General features: G+C 72.9%; 19 protein-coding genes and 1 pseudogene. 6 read left to right on the top strand and 14 right to left on the bottom strand.

Annotated elements, in window-relative coordinates:
* Nucleotides 1–5 precede the first annotated feature (5 nt).
* Nucleotides 6–944, top strand: a complete 939-nt coding sequence (locus LZG04_RS18005) for a decaprenyl-phosphate phosphoribosyltransferase (RefSeq protein ID WP_374202833.1) — start codon at nucleotides 6–8, stop codon at nucleotides 942–944.
* 197 nt (nucleotides 945–1,141) lie between these two features.
* Here the strand turns inward: LZG04_RS18005 and LZG04_RS18000 are convergent, their stop codons facing one another.
* Nucleotides 1,142–2,329 (bottom strand): S8 family peptidase, encoded by a 1,188-nt coding sequence (locus LZG04_RS18000; RefSeq protein ID WP_233818441.1) that lies wholly within the window; start codon nucleotides 2,327–2,329, stop codon nucleotides 1,142–1,144.
* Between the two features lie 234 nt (nucleotides 2,330–2,563).
* On the opposite strand from LZG04_RS18000, the gene LZG04_RS17995 reads away from it, so the two are divergent.
* Nucleotides 2,564–3,019: an N-acetyltransferase gene (locus LZG04_RS17995; RefSeq protein ID WP_233818439.1), complete on the top strand. Its 456-nt coding sequence runs from the start codon at nucleotides 2,564–2,566 to the stop codon at nucleotides 3,017–3,019.
* A gap of 1 nt (nucleotide 3,020) precedes the next feature.
* On the opposite strand, the gene LZG04_RS17990 is transcribed toward LZG04_RS17995, so the two are convergent.
* The gene (locus tag LZG04_RS17990) at nucleotides 3,021–4,145 is read right to left on the bottom strand and encodes a S8 family peptidase (protein ID WP_233818437.1); all 1,125 of its coding nucleotides are present in this window, start codon (nucleotides 4,143–4,145) and stop codon (nucleotides 3,021–3,023) included.
* A 34-nt stretch (nucleotides 4,146–4,179) separates the two neighbouring features.
* Nucleotides 4,180–4,785 (bottom strand): S8 family serine peptidase, encoded by a 606-nt coding sequence (locus LZG04_RS17985; RefSeq protein ID WP_233818435.1) that lies wholly within the window; start codon nucleotides 4,783–4,785, stop codon nucleotides 4,180–4,182.
* A gap of 765 nt (nucleotides 4,786–5,550) precedes the next feature.
* Between LZG04_RS17985 and LZG04_RS17980 the strand changes: the two genes are divergently transcribed.
* Nucleotides 5,551–6,513: a hypothetical protein gene (locus LZG04_RS17980; RefSeq protein ID WP_233818433.1), complete on the top strand. Its 963-nt coding sequence runs from the start codon at nucleotides 5,551–5,553 to the stop codon at nucleotides 6,511–6,513.
* Nucleotide 6,514: 1 nt separating this feature from the next.
* Here LZG04_RS17980 and LZG04_RS17975 read toward each other — a convergent pair whose 3' ends face one another.
* The 8 genes and pseudogenes from LZG04_RS17975 to LZG04_RS17940 form a co-directional block, all read right to left on the bottom strand.
* A complete protein-coding gene (locus tag LZG04_RS17975; protein ID WP_233818431.1) occupies nucleotides 6,515–7,678 on the bottom strand; it encodes an acyl-CoA dehydrogenase family protein in 1,164 nt (387 codons plus the stop codon).
* Complete coding sequence (locus LZG04_RS17970) at nucleotides 7,675–9,543, bottom strand: biotin carboxylase N-terminal domain-containing protein (protein ID WP_233818671.1); 1,869 nt, start codon at nucleotides 9,541–9,543, stop codon at nucleotides 7,675–7,677. The genes LZG04_RS17975 and LZG04_RS17970 overlap by 4 nt, the downstream gene beginning before the upstream one ends.
* A gap of 8 nt (nucleotides 9,544–9,551) precedes the next feature.
* Nucleotides 9,552–11,147 (bottom strand): acyl-CoA carboxylase subunit beta, encoded by a 1,596-nt coding sequence (locus LZG04_RS17965; RefSeq protein ID WP_233818429.1) that lies wholly within the window; start codon nucleotides 11,145–11,147, stop codon nucleotides 9,552–9,554.
* Nucleotides 11,144–12,298 (bottom strand): acyl-CoA dehydrogenase family protein, encoded by a 1,155-nt coding sequence (locus LZG04_RS17960; RefSeq protein WP_233818427.1) that lies wholly within the window; start codon nucleotides 12,296–12,298, stop codon nucleotides 11,144–11,146. Before LZG04_RS17960 ends, LZG04_RS17965 begins: the two co-directional genes overlap by 4 nt.
* A pseudogene (locus LZG04_RS17955) lies at nucleotides 12,295–13,853 on the bottom strand (acyclic terpene utilization AtuA family protein). Before LZG04_RS17955 ends, LZG04_RS17960 begins: the two are co-directional and overlap by 4 nt.
* On the bottom strand, nucleotides 13,850–14,599 hold the full coding sequence (locus LZG04_RS17950; protein ID WP_233818425.1) for a TIGR03084 family metal-binding protein: 750 nt from the start codon (nucleotides 14,597–14,599) through the stop codon (nucleotides 13,850–13,852). The pseudogene LZG04_RS17955 and the gene LZG04_RS17950 overlap by 4 nt, the downstream one beginning before the upstream one ends.
* Nucleotides 14,596–15,210: a TetR/AcrR family transcriptional regulator gene (locus LZG04_RS17945; protein WP_233818423.1), complete on the bottom strand. Its 615-nt coding sequence runs from the start codon at nucleotides 15,208–15,210 to the stop codon at nucleotides 14,596–14,598. The genes LZG04_RS17950 and LZG04_RS17945 overlap by 4 nt, the downstream gene beginning before the upstream one ends.
* Nucleotides 15,211–15,303: 93 nt before the next feature.
* Nucleotides 15,304–15,705 (bottom strand): nuclear transport factor 2 family protein, encoded by a 402-nt coding sequence (locus tag LZG04_RS17940; RefSeq protein ID WP_233818421.1) that lies wholly within the window; start codon nucleotides 15,703–15,705, stop codon nucleotides 15,304–15,306.
* Between the two features lie 133 nt (nucleotides 15,706–15,838).
* On the opposite strand from LZG04_RS17940, the gene LZG04_RS17935 reads away from it, so the two are divergent.
* Entirely contained in the window at nucleotides 15,839–17,257 is a 1,419-nt protein-coding gene (locus tag LZG04_RS17935) for an FAD-binding oxidoreductase (protein WP_233818419.1), read from the top strand.
* Between the two features lie 80 nt (nucleotides 17,258–17,337).
* Here LZG04_RS17935 and LZG04_RS17930 read toward each other — a convergent pair whose 3' ends face one another.
* Together LZG04_RS17930 and LZG04_RS17925 are read right to left on the bottom strand one after the other, a co-directional pair.
* On the bottom strand, nucleotides 17,338–17,619 hold the full coding sequence (locus LZG04_RS17930; RefSeq protein WP_233818417.1) for a hypothetical protein: 282 nt from the start codon (nucleotides 17,617–17,619) through the stop codon (nucleotides 17,338–17,340).
* A 166-nt stretch (nucleotides 17,620–17,785) separates the two neighbouring features.
* Nucleotides 17,786–19,690: an intein-containing Rv2578c family radical SAM protein gene (locus LZG04_RS17925; protein WP_233818415.1), complete on the bottom strand. Its 1,905-nt coding sequence runs from the start codon at nucleotides 19,688–19,690 to the stop codon at nucleotides 17,786–17,788.
* Nucleotides 19,691–19,736: 46 nt separating this feature from the next.
* Here LZG04_RS17925 and pnuC point away from each other — a divergent pair, with 46 nt between their 5' ends.
* On the top strand, nucleotides 19,737–20,387 hold the full coding sequence (gene pnuC / locus LZG04_RS17920) for a nicotinamide riboside transporter PnuC (protein ID WP_233818413.1): 651 nt from the start codon (nucleotides 19,737–19,739) through the stop codon (nucleotides 20,385–20,387).
* Nucleotides 20,384–21,499: an AAA family ATPase gene (locus LZG04_RS17915; protein ID WP_233818411.1), complete on the top strand. Its 1,116-nt coding sequence runs from the start codon at nucleotides 20,384–20,386 to the stop codon at nucleotides 21,497–21,499. The genes pnuC and LZG04_RS17915 overlap by 4 nt, the downstream gene beginning before the upstream one ends.
* Here LZG04_RS17915 and LZG04_RS17910 read toward each other — a convergent pair.
* Nucleotides 21,470–22,096 (bottom strand): nitroreductase family protein, encoded by a 627-nt coding sequence (locus LZG04_RS17910; protein WP_233818669.1) that lies wholly within the window; start codon nucleotides 22,094–22,096, stop codon nucleotides 21,470–21,472. The genes LZG04_RS17915 and LZG04_RS17910 overlap by 30 nt on opposite strands.
* Nucleotides 22,097–22,173: the final 77 nt, after the last annotated feature.

Raw genomic sequence — 22,173 nt, 5'->3', positions numbered from 1 at the left:
GCGCGGTGAACAGCACCGGCGAAGTGAGCGGGACCGCCGCGACCAGCCCGACCACCGCCGCCACCCGGTCCACCGGAGCGGTCGCCGGGTTGGTTCGCGCGGCCCGGCCGCACCAGTGGGTGAAGAACTTCCTCGTGCTGGCCGCGCCGTTCGCGGCGAACCGGCTCGGCGAGCCCGCCGTGCTGCTGGACACCGCCCTGGCGCTGGTCGCGTTCTGCCTGGCCGCCTCGGCGGTGTACCTGGTCAACGACGCCATCGACGTGGACGCCGACCGCGCCCACCCGACCAAGCGGCACCGCCCGATCGCGGCCGGGGCGGTCTCGGCGCGCACGGCGTACGTCACGGCGGCGGCGCTGTTCGCCGCGTCCGTCGGCGTCGCGCTGTGCTCCGGCCCGCCGCTGGTCGTGGTGATCGCGGTGTACTGCGCCGCGCAGCTGGGCTACTGCCTGGGGTGGAAGCACCAGCCGGTGATCGACCTGTGCATCGTGGCGTCGGGTTTCCTGCTGCGGGCCATCGCGGGCGGCATCGCGGCCGGCATCCCGCTGTCGCAGTGGTTCCTGCTGGTGACGGCGTTCGGCTCGCTGTTCATGGTGGCGGGCAAGCGGTACGCCGAGATCGTGCTGTACGAGCGGACGGGCGCGCGGATCCGGGCGTCGCTGCGCCGCTACTCGGCCAGCTACCTGCGGTTCGTGTGGGCCACCGCGGCGGCGATCCTGATCCTGGCCTACGCGTTGTGGGCGTTCGAGCTGCGGGAGCGCGCCGACTACAACTCCGGCTGGGCGATGGTGTCGATCGTGCCGTTCGTGGTGGCGGTCCTGCGGTACGCGGTGGACGTGGACGACGGTGGCGCGGGCGAACCGGAGCGCATCGCCTTGCGCGACCACGTGCTCCAGGTGATCGGGGTGTGCTGGGTGGCGGCGCTGACGCTGTCGATCTACGTGTGAGGGCGGCGGCCCTCCCCCTCGGCCCACCTACCAGGGCCTCCCCCGGGCCGCCGCGCCACCAGTGTGCGCGGTCGGTGCTGAACGAACGTTGAGCAAACCTTTAATCCGCAGGTCAGGGCGATGGCCGCGAGCCGTTGCCCGAACGGCCGGGGCCGCCCTCCAGCGGAGGACGGCCCCGGCGGGGACGTGGTGCTCGATCAGGCGGACGGCGCCAGGTACAGCAGGCGGTTCGGGGAACCGGTGCCGGGGCTGGTCACCTTGCTCGGCGTCGACTGGCCGACCAGGTAGCTCGCCACCTGGGCCGGGGTCGCCGAGCGGTTGCCCTGCAGGTAGCGGGCCGCGGCGCCGGCGACGTGCGGGGTCGCCATCGAGGTGCCGCTGATGGTGTTGGTCGCGGTGTCGCTGGTGTTCCACGCCGACGTGATCGACGAGCCCGGCGCGAAGATGTCCAGCACCGAGCCGTAGTTGGAGTAGCTGGCGCGGGCGTCGGTGTTGGTGGTCGCGCCGACCGTGATGGCCGCGGCCACGCGGGCCGGGGAGTAGTTGGACGCGTTGGCGTTGCTGTTGCCCGCCGCGATGGCGTAGGTGACGCCCGCCGCGATCGAGCGGCTCACGGCCGAGTCGATCGTGGTGGACACGCCGCCGCCGAGGCTCATGTTCGCCACGGCCGGCTTGACGTGGTTGTTGGTCACCCAGTCGATGCCCTCGACCACGTCGGCGGTGGTGCCGCTGCCGGAGTTGTTCAGCACGCGCACGCCGTACACCGTCGCACCCTTGGCGACGCCGTACTGGCTGCCCGCGATGGTGCCCGCGACGTGCGTGCCGTGGCCGTTGCCGTCCTGGGCGACGCTGTCGTTCTCCACGGCGTCGTAGCCGTTGCGGGCCCGGCCGCCGAACGTGCTGTGGGAGATCCGCACGCCGGTGTCGATGACGTAGACGTTCACGCCCGACCCGGTGGAGGTGTAGCTGTAGGCGGAGTCCAGCGGCAGGTCGCGCTGGTCGATCCGGTTGATGCCCCACGAGGGCGGGTTGGTCTGCGTGGCCTGGATGGTGAAGACCTGGTCCTGCTCGACGTACTCGACGGCCGGGTGGGCCGCGAGCCGCTTCGCCGCCTTCTCGGGCAGCGACACGGCGAAGCCGTTGAGCGCGCTGCGGAACACGGTGTCGACCTTGCCGCCGTACTGGCCCGCGAGGCCCTCGGCGGACGCGGACGCGCCGTCCTTGAGCTTCACGATGAAGTGGTTCTGGACCTTGTGGGCCGCGTCGGCGGCACGGATCTCGCCCTCGGCGGCCTGCGCCGGGGCGGCCAACAGGGAGGTCGCGGTGACGGCGAGCGCCGTCACCCCGACGCCGGCCAGGACCCGGACCTGTCGTGACTGTCGCATGCGGATTCCGTTCTTTCCCACGGTGACCCCAACCCACCCCGAGGAGCGTTGCAGGGCTCGGGGGTGACATTGGGCCACCTTGCCCTCGCTGACAGTCACAACGTAGGCATCCGACGCGTTAACTCGGAAGTGTGAAGATTTGCCAGTTGAACCCACAGCGTTAAAAAACGGCCTTGAGCTGGCAGTTCCCAGAATCCGAGAGCACTCACGTGACGGCGGCGCTACCGTCCGGACATGCGCTTGGAACCCGTCACCGAGGACAACTACCGGGCCGTCATCGGCCTGGAGGTCCACGAGGAGCAGCGGGCGTTCGTCGCGACGAACCTCAAGTCGATCGCGGACGCCTGGATCTACCGCCCGAAGTTGCAACCCCTTGCGCTGTACGGGGGAGAGGAGCTGGTCGGGTTCACCCTCCTGGAACGCGACCGGCCGGAGGCGCTGCACATCGTCCGGTTCATGATCGACCGGCGGGCGCAGGGCCGCGGACTCGGCCGCAAGGGCCTGGCCGCGATCGCCGACGTGGCGCGGTCGGAGGGCCGCACCGAGCTCGTGCTGAGCGTGGTGCCGGGCAACGCGGTGGCCCGCGGCCTGTACGCGGCGTTCGGCTTCACCGACACCGGCGAGGTGGACGGGGGCGAGCTCGTGATGCGCCACGTGCTCGCCCCGTCGGCCCACCTCGCCGAGCAGTAGCTCAGCGGGTCGGCGACCAGTACAGCAGTCGGCCCCACGACAGCGGTGTCGCCTCGGTGACGACCGCCGCGTGCACCTGCGCCGGCGTGGCGGTCGGGTTGAGCTGGAGGAACCGGAGCGTCACGCCGGTGACGTACGCGGTGGACAGCGACGTGCCGCTGATCGTGTTGGTGGCGGTGTCGCTCGTGTGCCACGCCACGGTGATGTTCGTGCCGTACGCGTAGACGTCGACCACCGAGCCGTAGTTGGAGAACGACGCGCGGGTGTCGGTCCGGGTGGCCGCGCCGGAGGTGAGCGCCTCGGTCACGCGGGCGGGCGAGGTGTTGGCGGCGTCGGTGTTGCTGCCGCCCGCCGTGACCGACGCCGTGACGCCCGCGGCGATCAGCCGGCGGACCGCGTCGTCCACGGCGGTCGACGCGCCGCCGCCCAGGCTCAGGTTGGCCGAGGCGGGCTTGACGTGGTTGCGCGCCACCCAGTCGATGCCCGCGATCACGCCCGCGGTGGTGCCGCTGCCGGAGCCGTTGAGCACCCGGACGCCGCACACCAGGGCCTGCTTCGCGACGCCGTTCACGCGGCCCGCGATGAGCGACGCGACGGCGGTGCCGTGGCCGTTGTCGTCCTGCGGCACGGTGTCGTTGTCGACCGCGTCGTAGCCGGGGCACGTGCGGCCGGCGATCTCGGTGTGGGTGGCCCGGATGCCGGTGTCGATGACGTACGCGCGGGTTCGCGCCCCGGTCGACGTGTAGCTGTAGTTGCCGTCCACGGGCAGCGCGCGTTGGTCGATCCGGTCCAGGCCGAACGGCGCGTTGGTCTGGGTGGTGTGCGCCCGCACGACCTGGTCCTGCTCGACGTAGTCGACCGCCGGGTCGGCGGCGAGCCGGCGCGCCTGCCGCGGGGTCAGGGTCGCGGCGAACGCGTGCAGCGCCGGGAAGGTGCGGGTGACGTGGCCGTCGAGCCGGGCGGTGACCGCGTCGGCGGCGGCGACGTCGGCGAGCTTGACGATGTAGCTGCCGGGCACGGCGGTGGTCGAGCCGGCGTGCAGCACCACGCCTTCGGCGTGCGCCGGCGCGGTGAGGGTGACGGCGGCGAGGGCGGCGACGCCCAAGCCGGACAGCAGTGTGCGCATGGTGGGATCCTTTGCAGGGGAAGGGACTTGCTCGCTACCTGGTGGGCGGGAAGTGCAGGAGCCGCCCGCCCCACCGCACCGGTCCCGGCTTGGTCGGCTCGGTGTGCACCAGGGCCGGGGTGGTGGTGGGGTTGGACTGGAGGAACCGGGCGGTGACGCCGGTGACGAACCCGGTCGCCGTCGACGTGCCGCTGAGCGTGGTGGTGGCGGTGTCGCTCGGGTGCCAGGCCGACGTGGTGCCGACACCGGGCGCGTACAGCTCCGCGCCCGAGCCGTAGTCGGAGAACGACGCCCTTTCGTCGGTCGGCGCGTGGGCGACCGAGGCCGGGCCGCCGAGGCCGGCGTCGGCCACGTGGGCGGCGACGCCCGCGCCCGTCGTGGTGCGGCCGTAGGTGGTGTCCAGCGGCAGGGTGGGCTGGTCGATCCGGTGCTCGACGTGGGCCACCGCCGGGTCGGCGGCGAGCCGCCGGGCCTGCCGCGGGTCGAGCGCGACGGCATCGGCCGGGTCCTTGATCGGGTGGCTGCCCGGCACGGCGGCGGGTGAACCCGCGTGCCGCACGGCGCCCTCGGCGTGGGCGGGCGCGGGGAGCGGGGTGGTGGTCAGGGCGGCCACGGCGAGGCCCGGTGAGAGCTGGCGCATCGGCTTTCCTCTGCGGGGTAAGGCAACCCCGGCGCGGATCACGCGCGGGCCTGCCAGTGTGCCTAACTCCGCCGGGCCGCAGGGCGCCCAACCGGGCGATCGGTTCGGGTGAACCGCCACGGGGGTCGGGGCGGCCGGGCCCGCACTACGGCGGAGAGGCGCGATCGAAGGCGTTCGACAACGTGATTGAGAACCGATTCAACGCTGTGGAGAAATAGGACCACCGGTCCGTCGAAACGAGCGTCGAGCGCGTCCGCGGCCACCGCCGAGGAGTTCTTCGGGGTAACTATGCGACCAACTGTCCGGATCAGCGCCCCGCCGGGGCGGCGGATGCCGTCGGGCCGAGCCGAGTCGACGTCCTCGACCAGCGGGTACACGCGTGTCACGGGTATTGGCGCGACGGTCAACGTGAGCTTCGGCATAGCGGGGCGCGCGAGTTGCGCGGGCAACGCCCACCGGCACCGCATTGCGATCGGCGTCGAAGCCCTCGAACTCGCTCGTCGTGCCGCGCATCACCCGGGTGACCCAGGCCCTGGGCCGGTTCGGGTACCGGGAAGGGGCCGGACGACCGAGCGCGGTGCGCCGATCGCCGGTACCGGGTTCTTCACAGCGCTGCTGTTAATGAGAATTCAAACATTCCACCGCGGACCGGATTTTGCCGTCCGATTCGGGTAAATTCACGACCCGAAACCCGATCGGCTGTACCGCGCCGGCGATTTCGCACGATAACGTCGCTCGCCTTGTCCTTGGGAGAACGGAGCGAAGATGCCTACGCCAGTCGTCGGACCGGAATCGCGGACGCGCGATCCCCGACGGATCGACGCGGGGGCCGACCCCTTCGCGGACGCATTGCGCGCGGCGATCCGCGCCAAAGGGCTCAGCCTGGAACGCATCCAGCACAAGCTGCGGACGCGGGGCGTGGCGGTCAGCATCGCCGCGCTGAGCTACTGGCAGTCCGGCCGCAGGCGGCCCGAACGACCGGACTCGCTGACCGCCGTCAGCCACCTGGAGGAGATCCTCGACGTCGGCGCGGGTGGGCTGAGCTCGCTGCTGGGGCCGCCGCGCCCGCGCGGCAAGGCCAGGCCGCGCGCGCGCGTGTCCGGTCCGGAGGGCTGGGTCGGCGAGAACGACTACGCGACCATCGCGGAGCTGCTGGCCGACGTCGACACGAGCACCGACCAGGACCTGACCCGGCTGAGCCTGCGCGACCAGGTGGAGCTCGCGATGGACGGCAGCACCCGCCGGGTGCGGTCCCGGCAGGTGCTGCGCGCCGAGCGCTCGGGCGTCGACCGGGTCCTGCTCGGCTACGACACCCGCCTGCCCGGCGACCCGCTGCCGGTCATCGGCACGCTGCGCTCGTGCAGACTGGGGCGGGTTTCCGCCGACCCGCGCAACGGTCTGATGGTCGCCGAACTGCTGCTGGACCGCCCGCTGCGGCGGGGTGAGCGCACCGCCGTCGAGTACGAGCTGATCCACGTCGCCCCGCACCACCCGACGTTCGACAACACGCACTCGCGGCGCTTCCGGCACCCCGTGCGCGAGTACGTCCTGGAGGTCCGGTACGACTCGCGGTGCCGGCCCGTGCGTTGTGAGCAATTCACGACCGGTTTGACCGGTGGAGAACCAACCGACATACGCGAGACCCCGGTGGACACGTGGGGCTACGCGTACGCGGTCGCGCTCGACTTCGGTCCCGGCGTGGTCGGCCTGCGCTGGGAATGGGCCTGACTCAATAGGAGCGCGGCAACTTCAGCGTGTGCTGCGCCACGAAGTTCAGGATCATTTCCCGGCTGACCGGGGCGATGCGGGACAACCGGGACGCGGCCAGCATGGCGCCCAGCCCGTACTCGGACGACAGCCCGTTGCCGCCGTGGACCTGGATGGCCTGGTCCACCGCACCCGCCACCGCCTCCCCCGCCGCGTACTTGGCCATGTTGGCCGCCTCACCAGCAGCCCGGTCCTCCCCAGCGTCGTAGAGAGCCGCGGCCTTCTGGGTCATCAGCCTCGCCAGCTCGACCTGGATCGCGCACTGCGCCAACGGGTGCGCGATGCCCTGGTGCGCGCCGATCGGCGTGTCCCAGACGGTCCTGGTGCGGGCGTACTCGCTCGCCTGGTCGAGTGCGCGGCGGGCCATGCCGGTGGCGAAGGACGCCGCCATGATCCGCTCCGGGTTGAGCCCGGCGAAGAGCTGGGCCAAGCCCGCGTCCGCGGAGCCGACCAGCGCGTCCAGCGGCAGCCGCACGTCGTCGAAGAAGCAGGTGAACTGCTTCTCCGGCGACAGCACCTCCATCGGGATGTGCTGGTAGGTGAAGCCGGGCGCGTCCGTCGGCACGATCATCAGCGAAGGGAGCAGCCGCCGGCCGGTGGCGTCGACGTGCCGCGCGACCACCATGACCGCCTCGACCTCGTCCACGCCGGAGATGAACGTCTTGCCGCCGTTGAGCACCCACTCGTCGCCGTCGCGGTGCAGGGCGGTGGCGAGCTTGTGGGAGTTCGAGCCCGCGTCGGACTCGGTGATGGCGAACGCCATCTTGGTGGTGCCGTCGGCGAACCCGGGCAGCCACCGCCGCTTCTGCTCGGCGGTGCCGAAGCGGCTGATCACGGTGGCGCAGATGGCGGGCGAGACCACGGTCAGCAGCAGCGGGCAGCCCGCACGGGCCAGCTCCTCGCACACGGCGGCCAGGTCGCCGATCCCGCCGCCACCGCCGCCGTACTCCTGCGGCACGGCCACGCCCAGGTAGCCGAGCGCGCCCGCCTCGGCCCACAGCTCGTCGGTCTTCTCGCCGGCCCTGGCCTTGGCGGCGAAGTACTCGTGGCCGTACTTGCCGGCGAGGGCGGCGACGGCCTCGCGCAACGCCCGCCGCTCGTCGCCCTCGGTGAAGTTGATCGTCATGACCCCGCCTCCACAACCGCGAGCACGTCGCCCGCATCGACCTGCGCACCCACCCGCACGAGCACGTCCGCGACCACGCCGCCGGTGGTGGCCAGCACGCGGTGCTCCATCTTCATCGCTTCCAGCACGAGCAGCTCCGCGCCCGCGTCGACCCGTTGCCCCGGCTCGACCGCGACCCGCACCACCGTGCCGGGCATCGGGGCGACGGTCGCGCCTTCGGCCACCTTCGCCCGCGGCTCGGGGAACCGGGGCCGCAGCCGGAGCGACACCGCGCCCACCTCGACCCGGTCGCCGTACACCGCGACCGGGTACGTGGTGCGCACCCCGTCGCGCTCCACCGTGACCGCGTCCGGTGCGGCGGCGACGACGGTCAGGTCCAGGCTCGTCTCCACGCCCGCGCGGGTGTGCCGGTAGTCGACCTCGACGGTGTCGTCGCCGTGCTCGAACGCGGTCCGCTGCGGCTGGGACGGCACGTTGCGCCAGCCCGGCGGCAGCGAGGTGCGCCGCCGTTCGGCCAGCGCGAGCGCGGCGGCCAGCGCGGCGGGGCGGACGTCGACCGGTTCGGCGGCGGTGAGGCCGTGCTGGTCCAGGAAGCCGGTGTGGGTGTTGCCCGCGCCGAACTCCGGGTGCCGCAGCGTGCGGACGAGCAGGTCGCGGTTGGTCACCAGGCCGTGCAGCTCGGCGCGGTCCAGGGCGGCGGCGAGCTTGCGGACGGCGGCGTGCCGGGTCGGGGCCCAGGCGATCACCTTGGCCAGCATCGGGTCGTAGTGCACGCCCACCTCGCTGCCGTCCTCCACGCCGCTGTCGACGCGCACGCCGGCCGGCACGGCGAACCGGTGCAGGGTGCCGCTCGCGGGCCGCCAGTCGTGCGCGGGGTCCTCTGCGTACAGGCGGGCTTCGACGGCGTGGCCGTTCGGGGTCGGCGGCTCGGCGGGCAGGCGCGCGCCCTCGGCGACGGCGAGCTGCCAGGCGACGAGGTCGACGCCGAACACCTCCTCGGTGACCGGGTGCTCGACCTGGAGGCGGGTGTTGACCTCGAGGAAGTGGAACGAGCCGTCGTCGGTGAACAGGAACTCCACCGTGCCCGCGCCGACGTACCCGATGGCCCGGGCGGCGGCGGTGGCCGCGTCGAACAACCGCTGACGGGCCGGCGGCGTCACGGCCGGGCTCGGCGTCTCCTCGATGATCTTCTGGTGGCGGCGCTGGATGGAGCACTCCCGCTCCCCCAACGCCCACACCGTGCCGTGCGCGTCCGCCAGCACCTGCACCTCGACGTGCCGCGCCCGCTCCAGCAGGGGCTCGCAGAACACCGTGCCGTCGCCGAACGCGGACTCGGCCTCCCGACGCGCGGCGGCCACCTGCCCGGCCAGCTCCGACGCCGAGCGCACCACCCGCATGCCCCGTCCGCCACCGCCGGCGGACGCCTTGACCAGCAGCGGGAACTCCCGGGCCGACTCCGGGTCGAGCTCGGGCAGCACCGGGACGCCCGCCGCCGCCATCCTCTTCTTGGCGGCGACCTTCGACCCCATCGCCTCGATGACCGCCGGGTCCGGCCCGACCCACGTGAGCCCGGCGTCGAGCACGGCGCGGGCGAAGGAGGCGTTCTCGGACAGGAACCCGTACCCGGGGTGCACGGCGTCCGCGCCGGCGGCGAGCGCGGCGGCCACCAGGGCGTCACCGCGCAGGTAGGTCTCGGCCGGGGTCGCGCCGGGCAGCCGCACCGCCGCGTCGGCCTCGCGGACGTGCGGCGAGCGCTCGTCGGGGTCGGAGAACACGGCCACCGGCGAGATGCCGACCTCGCGGCACGTGCGGATCACCCGGCGGGCGATCTCGCCCCGGTTGGCGATCAACAGCTTGCGGATCACGGGTCGCCTCACATCCGGAAGGTGCCGTAGCGGTCGGTGCCCTGGACCGGTCCGCTGTGGATCGCCGACAGGCACAGCCCCAGCACGGTCCTGGTGTCGCGGGGGTCGATCACGCCGTCGTCGTAGAGGCGGCCGGAGAGGAAGGCCGCCAGGGACTGCTGCTCGATCTGGTCCTCGACCATCCGGCGCATGGCCTCGTCGTGCTCCTCGGGGTAGTCCTGGCCCTTCGCGGCCGCCGCCTGGCGGGCCACGATCGACAGCACGCCCGCCAACTGCTTCGGGCCCATCACGGCCGACTTGGCGTTGGGCCAGGTGAACAGGAACCTCGGGTCGTAGGCCCGGCCGCACATGCCGTAGTTGCCCGCGCCGTACGACGCGCCCATCACCACCGTCAGGTGGGGCACGCGGCTGTTCGAGACCGCGTTGATCATCATCGCGCCGTGCTTGATGATGCCGCCCTGCTCGTACTGCGCGCCGACCATGTAGCCGGTGGTGTTCTGCAGGAACAGCAGCGGCGTGTCGCTGGAGTTGGCCAGCTGGATGAACTGGGTGGCCTTCTGCGCCTCCTCGCTGAACAGCACGCCGCGCGCGTTGGCCAGCACCCCGATCGGGTAGCCGTGCAGGTCGGCCCACCCCGTCACGAGGCTCGCCCCGTAGTCGGGCTTGAACTCGTCGAACCGCGAGCCGTCCACGATCCGGGCGATCACCTCGCGCGGGTCGAACGGCACGCGCAGGTCCGTCGGCACCAGGCCGAGCAGGTCCTCCTCGTCGTAGCGGGGCGGCTCCACCGCGCGCGGCGCGGGACCGAGCTTGCGCCAGTTCAGCCTCGCCACCACGCGCCGGGTGAGCCGGATCGCGTCCACCTCGTCCTCGGCCACGAAGTCGGCCAGGCCGGAGGTGGTGCCGTGCATCCGCGCGCCGCCCAGCGACTCGTCGTCGGACTCCTCGCCAGTCGCCATCCTCACCAGCGGCGGCCCGCCGAGGAACACCTTCGAGCGCCCCTCGATCATCACCACGTAGTCCGACATGCCCGGCACGTACGCCCCGCCGGCCGTGGCGTTGCCGAAGACGGTGCTGATCGTCGGGATGCCCGCCGCCGACAGCCGCGTGAGGTCGCGGAACGCCCGGCCGCCCGGGATGAAGATCTCGCTCTGGCTGGGCAGGTCCGCGCCGCCCGACTCGACCAGGCCGATCAGCGGCAGCCGGTTGGCCAACGCGATGTCGTTGGCCCGGAACGTCTTGCGCAGCGTCCACGGGTTGCTCGCGCCGCCGCGCACGGTCGGGTCGTTGGCCACGATCACGCACTCGACGCCCTCGACCACCCCGATCCCGGTCACCACGCTCGCGCCGACCGGGTAGTCGGTGCCCCACGCGGCCAGCGGCGACAGCTCCAGGAACGGGCTGTCCTGGTCCACCAGCAGCTCGATCCGCTCCCGCGCGAGCAGCTTGCCGCGCTTGTGGTGCCGCTCGGTGTACTTCGGCCCACCGCCCGCCAGCGCCTTGGCCTGCTCGGCGTGCAGCTCGGCGATCCGCGCCAGCATCGCCTCGCGGTTCTCGGCGTGCTCGGGCGACCGGGGGTCGACCGCCGTGTGCAACACAGTCATGCCGTGTACCCCAATCGCCGTGCCGCCAGCTCCGTCATCACCTCGGTCGCGCCGCCCCCGATGCCGAGGATCCGCGCGTCCCGGTAGTGCCGCTCGACCTCCGTGACGCGGAGGTAGCCCGCGCCGCCGTGCAGCTGGACCGCCGCGTCCACGACGGACGAGCACGCCCGCACCGCCTCGTTCTTCGCGAAGCACACCTGCGCCACCACCTCCTCGCCGGCCGCGACCCTCACCGCCACCTCGCGGGTGTAGGTGCGGGCCAGGTCGATGCGCTGCGCCATCTCCACCAGCCGGTGGCGGACCACCTGGCGCGCGATGAGCGGCTTGCCGAACGTCTCGCGCTGCCTTACGTACGCCAGCGTGAGGTCCAGGCACCGCTGGGCCGTCGCGTACGCCTGCACGGCCAACGAGATCCGCTCCACCTGGAACTGCCGCATGATCAGCGCGAACCCCGCGTTCTCGTGGCCCACCAGGTTGGCCGCAGGCACGCGGGCGTCCACGAAGGACAGTTCCGCGGTGTCCGAGCAGTGCCAGCCCATCTTGTCCAGCCGGCGGTCCACCGCGAACCCGGGCGTGCCCTTCTCGACCACCAGCAGGCTCACGCCCTGGTGACCGGGACCGCCCGTGCGCACGGCCGTGGTCACGAAGTCCGCCCGCGCGCCGGAGGTGATGAACGTCTTCGTCCCGTTGACCACGTAGGAGTCGCCGTCACGACGGGCCGTGGTGCGCAGCGCCGCCACGTCCGACCCGCCACCCGGTTCGGTGATCGCGAGCGCGCCGATCAGCTCGCCCGCCAACGTCGGCCGCACGAACCGGTCGACCAGCCCGGGATCACCGGCGTCCACGATGTGCGGCAGCGCGATGCCGTGCGTGAGCAGCCCGGCGACCAGCCCGGACGACCCGCCGGCCTGGATCAGCTCCTCGGTGGCCACCACGGTGTCGAGCAGGTCGCCCGCGCCACCGACCGCCTCCGGGAACCCGAGCCCCAGCAACCCGATGCCGGCCGCCGCGCGGTGCAGCGACCGGGGCAGCTCGCCGGCGCGCTCCCAGTCCGCCAGGTGCGGCACGACCTCCCGCTCGGTGAACTTGCGCACCACCGCGCGCAGGTCGCGGCGCTCGGGTGTCTCGAACAGCTCGGACGTGGGGGTCACAGCAGCGCCTCCGGCAGGTCGACGTGCCGGGAGCGCAGCCACTCCCCCAGCGCCTTGGCCTGCGGGTCGAAGCGGGTGGACGAGGCGACGCCGTCGCCGAGCAGGCCGTGCAGCACGAAGTTCAGCGCCCGCAGGTTCGGCAGCTCGTACCGGTCGACCTCGCCCGCCTCGGGCAGCAGTTCCTTCAGCCGGGCCACGGTCAGCTCGGCGCGCAGCCACTCGTACTGCGCGTCCGTGCGCACCCACACGCCGAGGTTGGCGTCACCGCCCTTGTCGCCGGAGCGCGCTCCGGCGATGGTTCCCAACGGGACCCTCATACCTCGACCACCTTCCCGTCGGGCAGCACGGCCCGGTGCGGCACCGACGACCGCGGCACGTACGCGGCTCGGTAGACGCCGAACGGCGTGCCGTCGCCGGGCGGCGCGGTGACGTGGAAGCCCGGGTACGACGCCAGCGCGAGTTCGATGCCGGCCCGTGAGAACGCCTTGGCGCGCTTGGCGTCCGGCGTTTTGACCCTAACGTGCAGCAGCGCGCTCGCCGTCTCCTCGGTGTCGGCGTCGGCGTGGTCGGTGCGGGCCAGGGTCCAGGTCAGTCCTCCCGCGCCGATCGCCGACTCCAGCTGCCGCCGGACCAGCTCCGCCTTGGCCTCGACGTCCAACCCGGTCAGGACGAACGTGGTGGAGTTGCGGAAGCCGCCCAGCGCGTTCAGGCACACCTTGAGCGTGTCCGGCGGCGGCGAGCCCTTCACCCCCGAGACGCGCACCCCGCGTTCGTGCGAGTCGAGCCGGATCGTGTCGAAGTGGCTGACCACGTCCGGGCCGAGGTAGGCGGGCGCGCCGATCTCGTACAACAACTGCGCGGTCACGGTGTCGACGGTGACCGCGCCGCCCGTGCCGTCGTGCTTGGTGATCACCGCCGAGCCGTCCGCCTCCACCTCGGCGATCGGGAAACCCGGCCGGGTCGCGTCGATCGACGTGAAGAACGAGTAGTTGCCGCCGGTGGCCTGCGTGCCGCACTCCAGCACGTGACCCGCGACCGTCGCGCCCGCCAGCGCGTCGAAGTCCTCGCGGCCCCAGCCGAAGTGCGCCGCGGCCGGGCCGACGACCAGCGACGCGTCGGTGACGCGGCCGGTGACCACGACGTCCGCACCGGCCTTCAGGCACTCGGCGATGCCCCACGCGCCGAGGTAGGCGTTGGCGGTCAGGGCTTCGGGGAACCGGTCGCGCACGTCGTCGCCGGTCACGTGGGCGACCTTCGCGCCGAGCCCGAGCCGGTCGATCGCCTCGGCCAGCCCGGCCGGGTTCAGCCCGCCCGCATTGGAGACGATCTTCACGCCGCGGGCCAGGGCGTCGGCCAGGTTCTCCTCCAGTTGGCGCAGGAACGTGCGCGCGTAGCCGAGGGAGGCGTCCTTCACCCGGTCGCGGCCGAGGATGAGCATGGTCAGCTCGGCCAGGTAGTCGCCGGTGAGCACGTCGAGGTGGCCGCCGGTGAGCATCTCGCGGACGGCGGAGAACCGGTCGCCGTAGAAGCCGGAGGCGTTGCCGATGCGGATCACGGCCGGCCCTTCTCCCGACCGGGGCCGGGCGGACCCGCGAACGCCTGCGCGATCGGCAGCCACGCCCGCGCGTGCTCGCCCACGGCCGTGACGGCGAGGTCGTCGCGGTGCCGCCGCTGGGTGGCCAGCAGGCAGAAGTCGAGGGCGGGACCGGTGATCCGGTCCTCGGCGTCGGCCGGGCCCCAGGTCCACCGGTCGCCGTCCGGTCCGAGCAGCTCGACCCGCAGCGGCACCTGCGGCGCCGGCAGGCCGTTGACCAGGAACGACCAGCCGAACGCGCGGACCGCGAGGTGCGCGACGTGCTTGAGCCGGTTGGTCGGCTCACGGGTGACGCCGAGCGCGTCGGCCACGTCCTGGCCGTGCGCCCAGGTCTCCATCAACCGGGCGGTGGCCATCGACACGGGGCTCATCGGCGGGCCGAACCACGGCACCTTCACGCCCGGCGGCACGGCCCGCAGCGCCTCCGCCAGCTCGTTGCGGCCCTCCCGCCACTGCTCCAGGGTGACGGGTTCGCGCGCGCCCTCGTCCACCATGTCCTGCGTGGCCCGCTTCGCCGCTTCGGCGAACGCCTCCGCGTCGCGCGCGGCGAGCACGGAGATGCGGTCGGTCCAGTGCAGGTGGCTGATCTGGTGGGCGATCGTCCAGCCCGGCGCGGGGGTGGGGACCGACCAGTCGTCCAGCGGGGCGACGAGGGCGTCCAGCACCTCGCTCTCGGTGTGCAGGTCGATCAGGATCTCGTCGATCACAGCGAGTCCTCCAGCATCTTCGCCCAGTGCCGGACAATCCGGCTCCGCCGCTTGCCGTCGTCGGTGAGCTGGTTGGCCAGCGCGAGGCCGCGCACCAGGTCCAGGGTGAGCTGCACGGTCTCGCGGACGCCGGGCTTGCCCTCGTCCGCGCCCAGCAGCTCGACGGCCAGGCGGTGCGTCTCCCGGCCCAGGCGGACCTCCAGCGGCACCACCACGGTCTTGAGGTCCGGGTCGGTGCGCGCGGCGACCCACAGTTCGAGGGCGGCGGTGAACAGGTCGCTGGCGTAGAAGTCGGCGATCAGCTCGACCACGGCGGCGATGCGACCTCGTGGCGAGCTCTCGTCGACCTGCCGTGCGCGTTCTTTGAGGTCCAGGACGCTCTCCGCGCCCAGGTGCTCGACCGCGGCGGCGACCAGCTCGCCGCGGGTGCGGAAGTGGTGCAGCTGAGCGCCGCGGGAGACGCCCGCGCGTTCGGCGACCACGGTCGTCGTCGTGCCCGCCCAGCCGTGCTCGACCAGGCACTCGACGGTGGCCTCCATGAGCTTGCGCCGGGTCTCGCGGCTGCGGTCGGCCTGCCGCCGGGACTCCCGCTGCCCGGTTTCGGTGGACATGCGGTCGAGTGTTCCGCGCCACTAACAAACAGTCAAGACTGATTGTTAGTGGCGCGGATCGGTCACGCGGTCGTCACATGCCCTGCCTCCCGGCTACCACCCGCCCTGGACCATCGTCTGGAACAGCCACTTGCCGTCGGCCTTCACCAGCAGGTCGCCGTACCGCACGACCTGCGAGAAGTCGCCCGCCGTGATGGTCGCGTCGGTCACCACGAACACCAGGTCGGCGTTGATGAACACCGGCGTGCGGACCGATTCCATGTGCACGTCGCCGTCCCCCAGCGTGGCCGCCATGTCGGTCAGGAACCGCGCCCGGTCCCACGACTGCGCCGACCCGTCGGTCACCGCGTTCACCGGGAACAACGCCATGTCCGCCATGGCCTCGACGTCCTTGGCCACGGCCAGGGCGTCCCACTGCTCGAACCACGCGAGCACGCCCGCCACGTCTTCGTCGGTCGGCGTGAAACCCGCTCCACTACCCGGCACAGCACTCATGCCGTACAGTATACCGTACGCCGTACGAAGTTCGCCGCCCGCACGTCCGAACAGCGGTTCTGCTCCGATTCAGCGCCTTGTTGGATGGAATCGGGCAACGGGGCGGTCGGGGTTCGCTGACGAGGAGGTCGGTGTGGCGGTTTCGCGGCGGGACGTGTTCCGGTGGGCCGGTGCGGCGGCGGTCGCGGGTGGCGCGGTGGCCGGTGCGGGTGGTGTGGCGGCGGCCGCGGCCGGCGGCGCTGGGAGGTGGGCGCGGCTGCGTGCCCGCCTGGCCGGTGAACTGCTCTTGCCCGGAGACGACGGTTACGAGGCCGCGCGGCTGCCGTTCAACTCGCTGTTCGACCACCAGCGGCCGGCCGCGATCGCCCGCTGCGTGCGACCGGAGGACGTGCAGCGCAGCCTGGAGGAGGCGCGGCGGCGCGGGATCCGGGTGGCCGCGCGCGGCGGCGGGCACAGCTACGCCGCCTACTCCACCCCGCACGACGGCCTGGTGATCGACCTCGGGCCGATGAACCGGATCGAGGTGCGCCCCGACGGCACCGCCGTGGTCGGCGCGGGTGCCCGCCTCGGCGACGTCTACGCGGCGCTCGCCGCCGCCGGCCGGTGCCTGCCGCTGGGCAACTGCCCGTCCGTCGGCATCGCCGGGTTCACGTTGGGCGGTGGGCTCGGCTGGGTCGACCGCGCGTTCGGCCTCACCTGCGACCGGCTGCGCGCGGCCCGCGTGGTCACGGTGGACAGCCGGGTGATCACCGCCGCGGAGGACCGCTCGCCGGACCTGTTCTGGGCGCTGCGCGGCGGCGGTGGCGGCAACTTCGGCGTGGTGACGTCGTTCGAGTTCGCCACCGTGCCCGCGCCGGAGGTGCTGACCGTGTTCCGGATCAGGTTCCCGGCCGGGTCGGCGGCGGACGTGCTCGGCGCGTGGCAGCCGTGGAGCGCCGCGGCACCCGACCACCTGTCCAGCACGTGCGTGGTGCTGCCGGACGGCTCGGTGGACCTCACCGGCTGCTCGATCGGCCCCGAGGCGCTCTTGCACGCGGAACTGGCCCGCCTCGGCGTCGACGGGCCGCTGGAGCACGCCGAGGTCGACTACCCGACCGCGACGGCGATCATGACCCAGGGGCACCCGCCCCGCAACGCGTTCCGGGCTTCCTCGCGCATCTCCGACGGCCTGTGGGACGACCCGGCGGCGGTGGCGGGCACGGTGCGCGGCATGGACAGCGCGCTGCTCATCGTCGGTGCGCTCGGTGGTGCGATCGACCGGCTGCGCCCGACCGACACCGCCTACCCGCACCGCGGCGCGCCCACGTCGGTCGAGGTCTTCGGCACGGTCGGCGCCCTGCCGCCCGAGCACGTCACGCGGGAGGTGGACCAGGCGCAGGTGGAGCTGGCGCGCCTGATCGGCTCCGGCACCTACATCAACTACCTGGACCCCGAGCAGGAGGACTGGGCCGAGACCGCCTACCGCCACAACCTGCGCCGACTGCGCGCCGTGGCCCGCCGCTACGACCCGGACGGCGTGCTGCGGTTCCCGCAGTCGGTCGGAGCGCGGTGACGGCCGGCGCGGTGACGGCCGCAGTCGTCACCCCGCGGAGGGCATCCGTCGACGGGCCGCACAGGCGGAGAAACCCGGCACTACGGGCAGTAGACGGCGTAGAGCGAGTAAGTGCCCGACCCGTCGGGCCGGCACTCGTAGTCCCACCAGCCCTCGTCACCCTGCCGCACCGCGCCGGCCACCACCCGAGGTTGGCAGACCTGGCCCGAGCTGCGGACGTCCTGCTTCCGGTCGGCCTCGCACTGCTCGAACACGTCGTAGGGCCCGACCCACTCGCCGATCTCCGTGGCCGACGCCGGAACCGTCACGCCACCCACCACGACGGCCGCCGCTGTCACGAAACCCAGCAGGGCACCACGCATGTGCGCCTCCTCCTCGGACCGCGTGCCCCCACCGTGCCGGCCCGGCTCGCCCGCCGTCGACAGCCGAACCCCGAGCGGCCGATGCGGCATGCCGATCCCGGGCCGCCGGCCGGACACGGCGCCGACCGGCTCGCCGAGGTGCCCCGTCAACCCGCACCGCCATCACTCAGAGGAGCGTCAACTGTTCCTGGACGACCGGAGCCGGTGGGGCCGAGGACGGCAGGCTGCCTTCCGGCCACAACCCCTCGTCGTCGCCGGGCACCCCGACGGCGTCGCGCTTGCCGCGCGCGTCCAAGCCGTGCCGCCGCAACAACGGGGTGATGCGCTCGGTCAGCCACCGCCGGTACCGGGCGTCCACATAGGAGCCCCGCGCGTACAGCCCGCGGTAGTCGTCGACCAGGTCCGGCCGTTCCCGCACCAGCCACCGGGCGAACCACTCGCGCGCGCCCGGCCGCAGGTGCAGCGGCAGGACCGTCACGCCCGTCGCGCCCGCGTCCGCGATCGAGGCCAGCAGCGCGTCGAGGCCCTCCTCGGAGTCGGTGAGCTTCGGCAGCACCGGCGCGACGAACACCCCGCACGGCAACCCCGCGTCACGCACCCGGCGCACCAGCTCCAGCCTGGCCTGCGGGCTGGGCGTGCCGGGCTCCAGCCCCGATTGCAGCTCGCGGTCCAGCAACGCCAACGACACGCCGATGCCCACCGGCACCTGCGACGCGGCCTGCGCCAGCAGCGGGACGTCCCGCGACAGCACGGTGCCCTTGGTGAGGATCGAGAACGGCGTGCCGGAGTCGGCCAGCGCCCGGATGATGCCCGGCATGAGCCGGTAGCGGCCCTCGGCCCGCTGGTACGGGTCGGTGTTCGTGCCCATCGCCACGTGCTCGCGCCGCCACCGCTTGGACCGCAGCTGCGACTTGAGCACGTCGACCGCGTTGACCTTGACCACGACCTGGGTGTCGAAGTCGCGCCCGGCGTCGAGGTCGAGGTACGTGTGCGTGTTGCGGGCGAAGCAGTTGTGGCTGACCAGGCCGTTGGCCACGAAGTCGCCGGTGCCGGTGGTGATGTCGTACAGCGTCCGCGTCACGCCCAGCGACTCCACCGACACCACCGCGAGCCGGGACGTCACGGGCACCGCCATGCCCTCCACCGCGGTGCCGCGCGGGATCACCGGGCACACCAGGTGCAGGAACCGCAGCCGCTCGGCCAGCCCGCCGACGATCCGCACCCCGCGCACCTCGACCACGTGCGACACGCGCAACCGCGTCAACGCCAGCACGGCGGCCTCGAACACGGCGCTGTCCGAACTGGACAGGACCAGCTCGCCGCCGGTGGAGCTGCCCCGCGCGTCGAACAGCCCGGCCAGGAAGCCCTTCGACCACTCCTCGTCCGGCGTGGTCGGCCACTGGACCAGCTCGTTCTCCCGCGGCACCCGCCCGCCCGCGTACTCGCGCACGCGCGCCAGCACGTCCGGGTGGCTGGGCAGGCCGCCGCGCACCGCGCCCCACAGGTAGCCCGCGCGGTACGGCTCGCCCTGCGCGGGCGGCGCGGCGAACCGGCCCGTCCCGACCAGCCTCGCGCCCTTGACCAGGTACGGCCGCTCCTCGAAGTCGTCGCACCGGCCTGGCGTAACGTGCTTCCAGCCCTCATCGGTGAGGAACCGGTGGTCACCGCCCGCCACGACCTGCGTGCCGTCGCTCAACGTGACCCGGTAGGCGGGCTTGACCGTCTCCCAGTGCGCCCGCACGCGGGTGACCACGTACCGGCCCTCGGACGTGCCGAACACCTCCTCGCCCACGGCCAGGTCGGCGATGGGCTTGGTGCGGCCGTCGGCCAGCAGCACGGGCGTGTCACCCGTCAGGCAGTACGTGCACCCGTGCGTGCAGCCGCGGTACGGGTTGACCGTCCAGTTGAACGGCAGGCCGTCACCGGGCACCTTGTTCAGCACGGACTTGGCGTTCACCTCGTGGAACACGACGTCGGCGAAGTCGGGAGTTCGTACGCTGCGCACCAGCCCCGGCAATCCCGGCAGAGCCTGCTGTCGGTCCGCCCCGTCCTTCTGCCCGTCCCATCGCATGTCCACATTCGAACACGCGTTCGAACAACGGTCAATCGGAGTGCTTGTGTCAGTGCTCGACATCATCGTGTGGCCCTTCAACACACCCGCGTTCACGTTCGCCGGCGTCCCCACGAGCTGGGGCGAGGTGGCCGGCTTCATCACCGGCGCGCTCTGCGTGTGGCTGGTGGCGCGGCAGAACGCGTGGAACTGGCCGATCGGCATCCTCAACAACCTCGCCTTCCTCGTCCTGTTCGCGACCAGCGAGCTGTACGCGGACTCGGGCCTCCAGGTCGTCTACGTGGCGCTCGCGCTGTACGGCTGGTGGGCGTGGCTGCGGGGCGGCGCCGAGCACACCGCGCTGCCGGTCAGTCGCACCACGCGCGCGCAGTGGTGGTGGCTCCTCGCGGCCGGCGTGGCGGGCACCGTGCTGCTGGTGTGGGTGCTCACCACGTTCAGCAACTCGACCGTGGCGTGGGCGGACGCCGTGACCACCGTCCTCTCCCTGCTGGCCACGTGGGGCCAGACGCGCAAGAAGGTCGAGTGCTGGTGGCTGTGGATCGCCGCCGACGTGATCTACGTCCCGTTGTACGCCTACAAGGACCTGTGGCTGACCGCGATCCTCTACGTCGGGTTCATGGCGCTGTGCGTGCTGGGCCTGCGCAACTGGACGAGGTCGTTGCGCGAGGACGAGCGGGACCGGGTGGTCGTAGCGTGACGGAGTTCGACCACGCGTTGGTGCTCGGCAAGTTCTACCCCCCGCACGCCGGTCACCACCACCTGATCCGCACGGCCTCGGCGCGCAGCGCGCGGACGACCGTGACCGTGCTGGCGTCGAGCGCGGAGTCCATCCCGGTCGCCGACCGGGTGGCGTGGCTGCGCGCCGAGCACGCGGGCACGCCCGGTCTCGTCGTGCTCGGTGACGTCGACGACCACGAGATGGACTTCGGCAGCGACCGGGTGTGGGAGCTGCACATGGGCGTGGCGCGGGCGGTGCTGGCGCGGCGGGCCATCCTGGACGGCGACCCCGCGTCGGCGGCGGTCGACGCGGTGTTCTCCAGCGAGCACTACGGCGACGAGATGGCCAAGCGGCTCGGCGCGCGGCACGTCCTGGTGGACCTGGAGCGGGGTGCGTTCCCCGTGTCGGGGACGGCGGTGCGGGCCGATCCACGCGGGCAGTGGGGCCGGTTGGCGCGGGCGACGCAGGTCGGATTGTGCGCACGGGTGGTGGTGGTCGGGGCGGAGAGCACGGGCACCACGACGTTGTCGCGCGACCTGGCGGAGGCGTTGGGTGCGCCGTGGGTGGCCGAGTACGGGCGTGAGCACACGGAGCTGAAGCTGGCGGCCGCGCGGGCGTTCGACCCGGACGCCGGGATCGAGGATCTGGTGTGGACGGTCGGCGACTTCCAGGACGTGGCGCGCCGGCAGCGGGAGCTGGCCGACGCGGCGGTCGACGGCCCGGTCCTGGTGTGCGACAACGACTCGTGGGCGGCGACCGTGTGGGGCCACCGCTACCTCGGCGCGCCGCACCCGGACATCGCGCCGGACGCCCACCGCCCCGCCCTGTACCTGCTGACCGATCACGTCGGCGTGCCGTTCGAGCAGGACGGGTGGCGGGACGGTGAGCACCTGCGGGCGTGGATGACCGAGCGGTTCCGGGCCGGGCTGGCGGCGCGGGGCGTGCCGTGGCGACTGGTCACCGGGTCGCGGGACGAGCGGCTGCGGCAGGCCCTGGCGGCCTGCGAGGAGGCGGTGGCGGCGCACTTCCGGTTCGCCGACCCGCCGGCGCCGGTGGACCGGTCAGACCCGGACCACGACCTGGTCCAGTGACTTGCGGACCAGGTTGGGCACCACGCAGTCGTCGGCCGGGTAGCCGATCGGGATCACCGCGAACGCCTTCTCGTTGCGCGGGCGGCCCAGCACCTCGCCGAGGAACCTCATCGGCGAGGGCGTGTGGGTCAGCGCGGCGAGCCCGGACAGGTGCAGCGCGGTCAGCAGCATGCCGACCGCGATGCCCACCGACTCGTCCACGTAGTAGTGCTTGCGGCGGCCGCCGTCGGGCTCCTCGTAGTACCGCTGCTGGAACACGACGACCAGCTCCGGCGCGTCGGTGAGGTGCGGCTTGACGTCGTCGGTGCCGAGCGGGCGCAGCGCCTCCAGCCACTCCTCGCCCAGCCTGCCCGCGTACGAGACGCGCTCCTCGTGCTCGGCCGCCTCGCGGATGCGCCGACGCACCTCCGGGTTCTTGACCAGGACGAACGTCCACGGCTGCTGGTGGGCACCGCTGGGCGCGGTGGAGGCGACCTCGATGGCGTCGAGCACCACCTGCTCGGGCACCGGGTCGGGCGAGAACATGCGGACCGTGCGGCGTTCCCGCATCCGGGCGCGCAGGTCGGCGGCCGTGCGCAGGGATTCGTCGACCGGCATCCTGGCCGGTCGGTACGGGACCGGCTCGAAGGACCGGCCGTGGATGGGTGTCCAGTTCGTGGTCACGCGGCGAGCGT

The organism is Saccharothrix sp. S26, assembly GCF_021390395.1.
Classification (GTDB): Bacteria; Actinomycetota; Actinomycetes; order Mycobacteriales; family Pseudonocardiaceae; genus Actinosynnema.
This window is presented reverse-complemented; position numbering and strand designations above follow the sequence as displayed.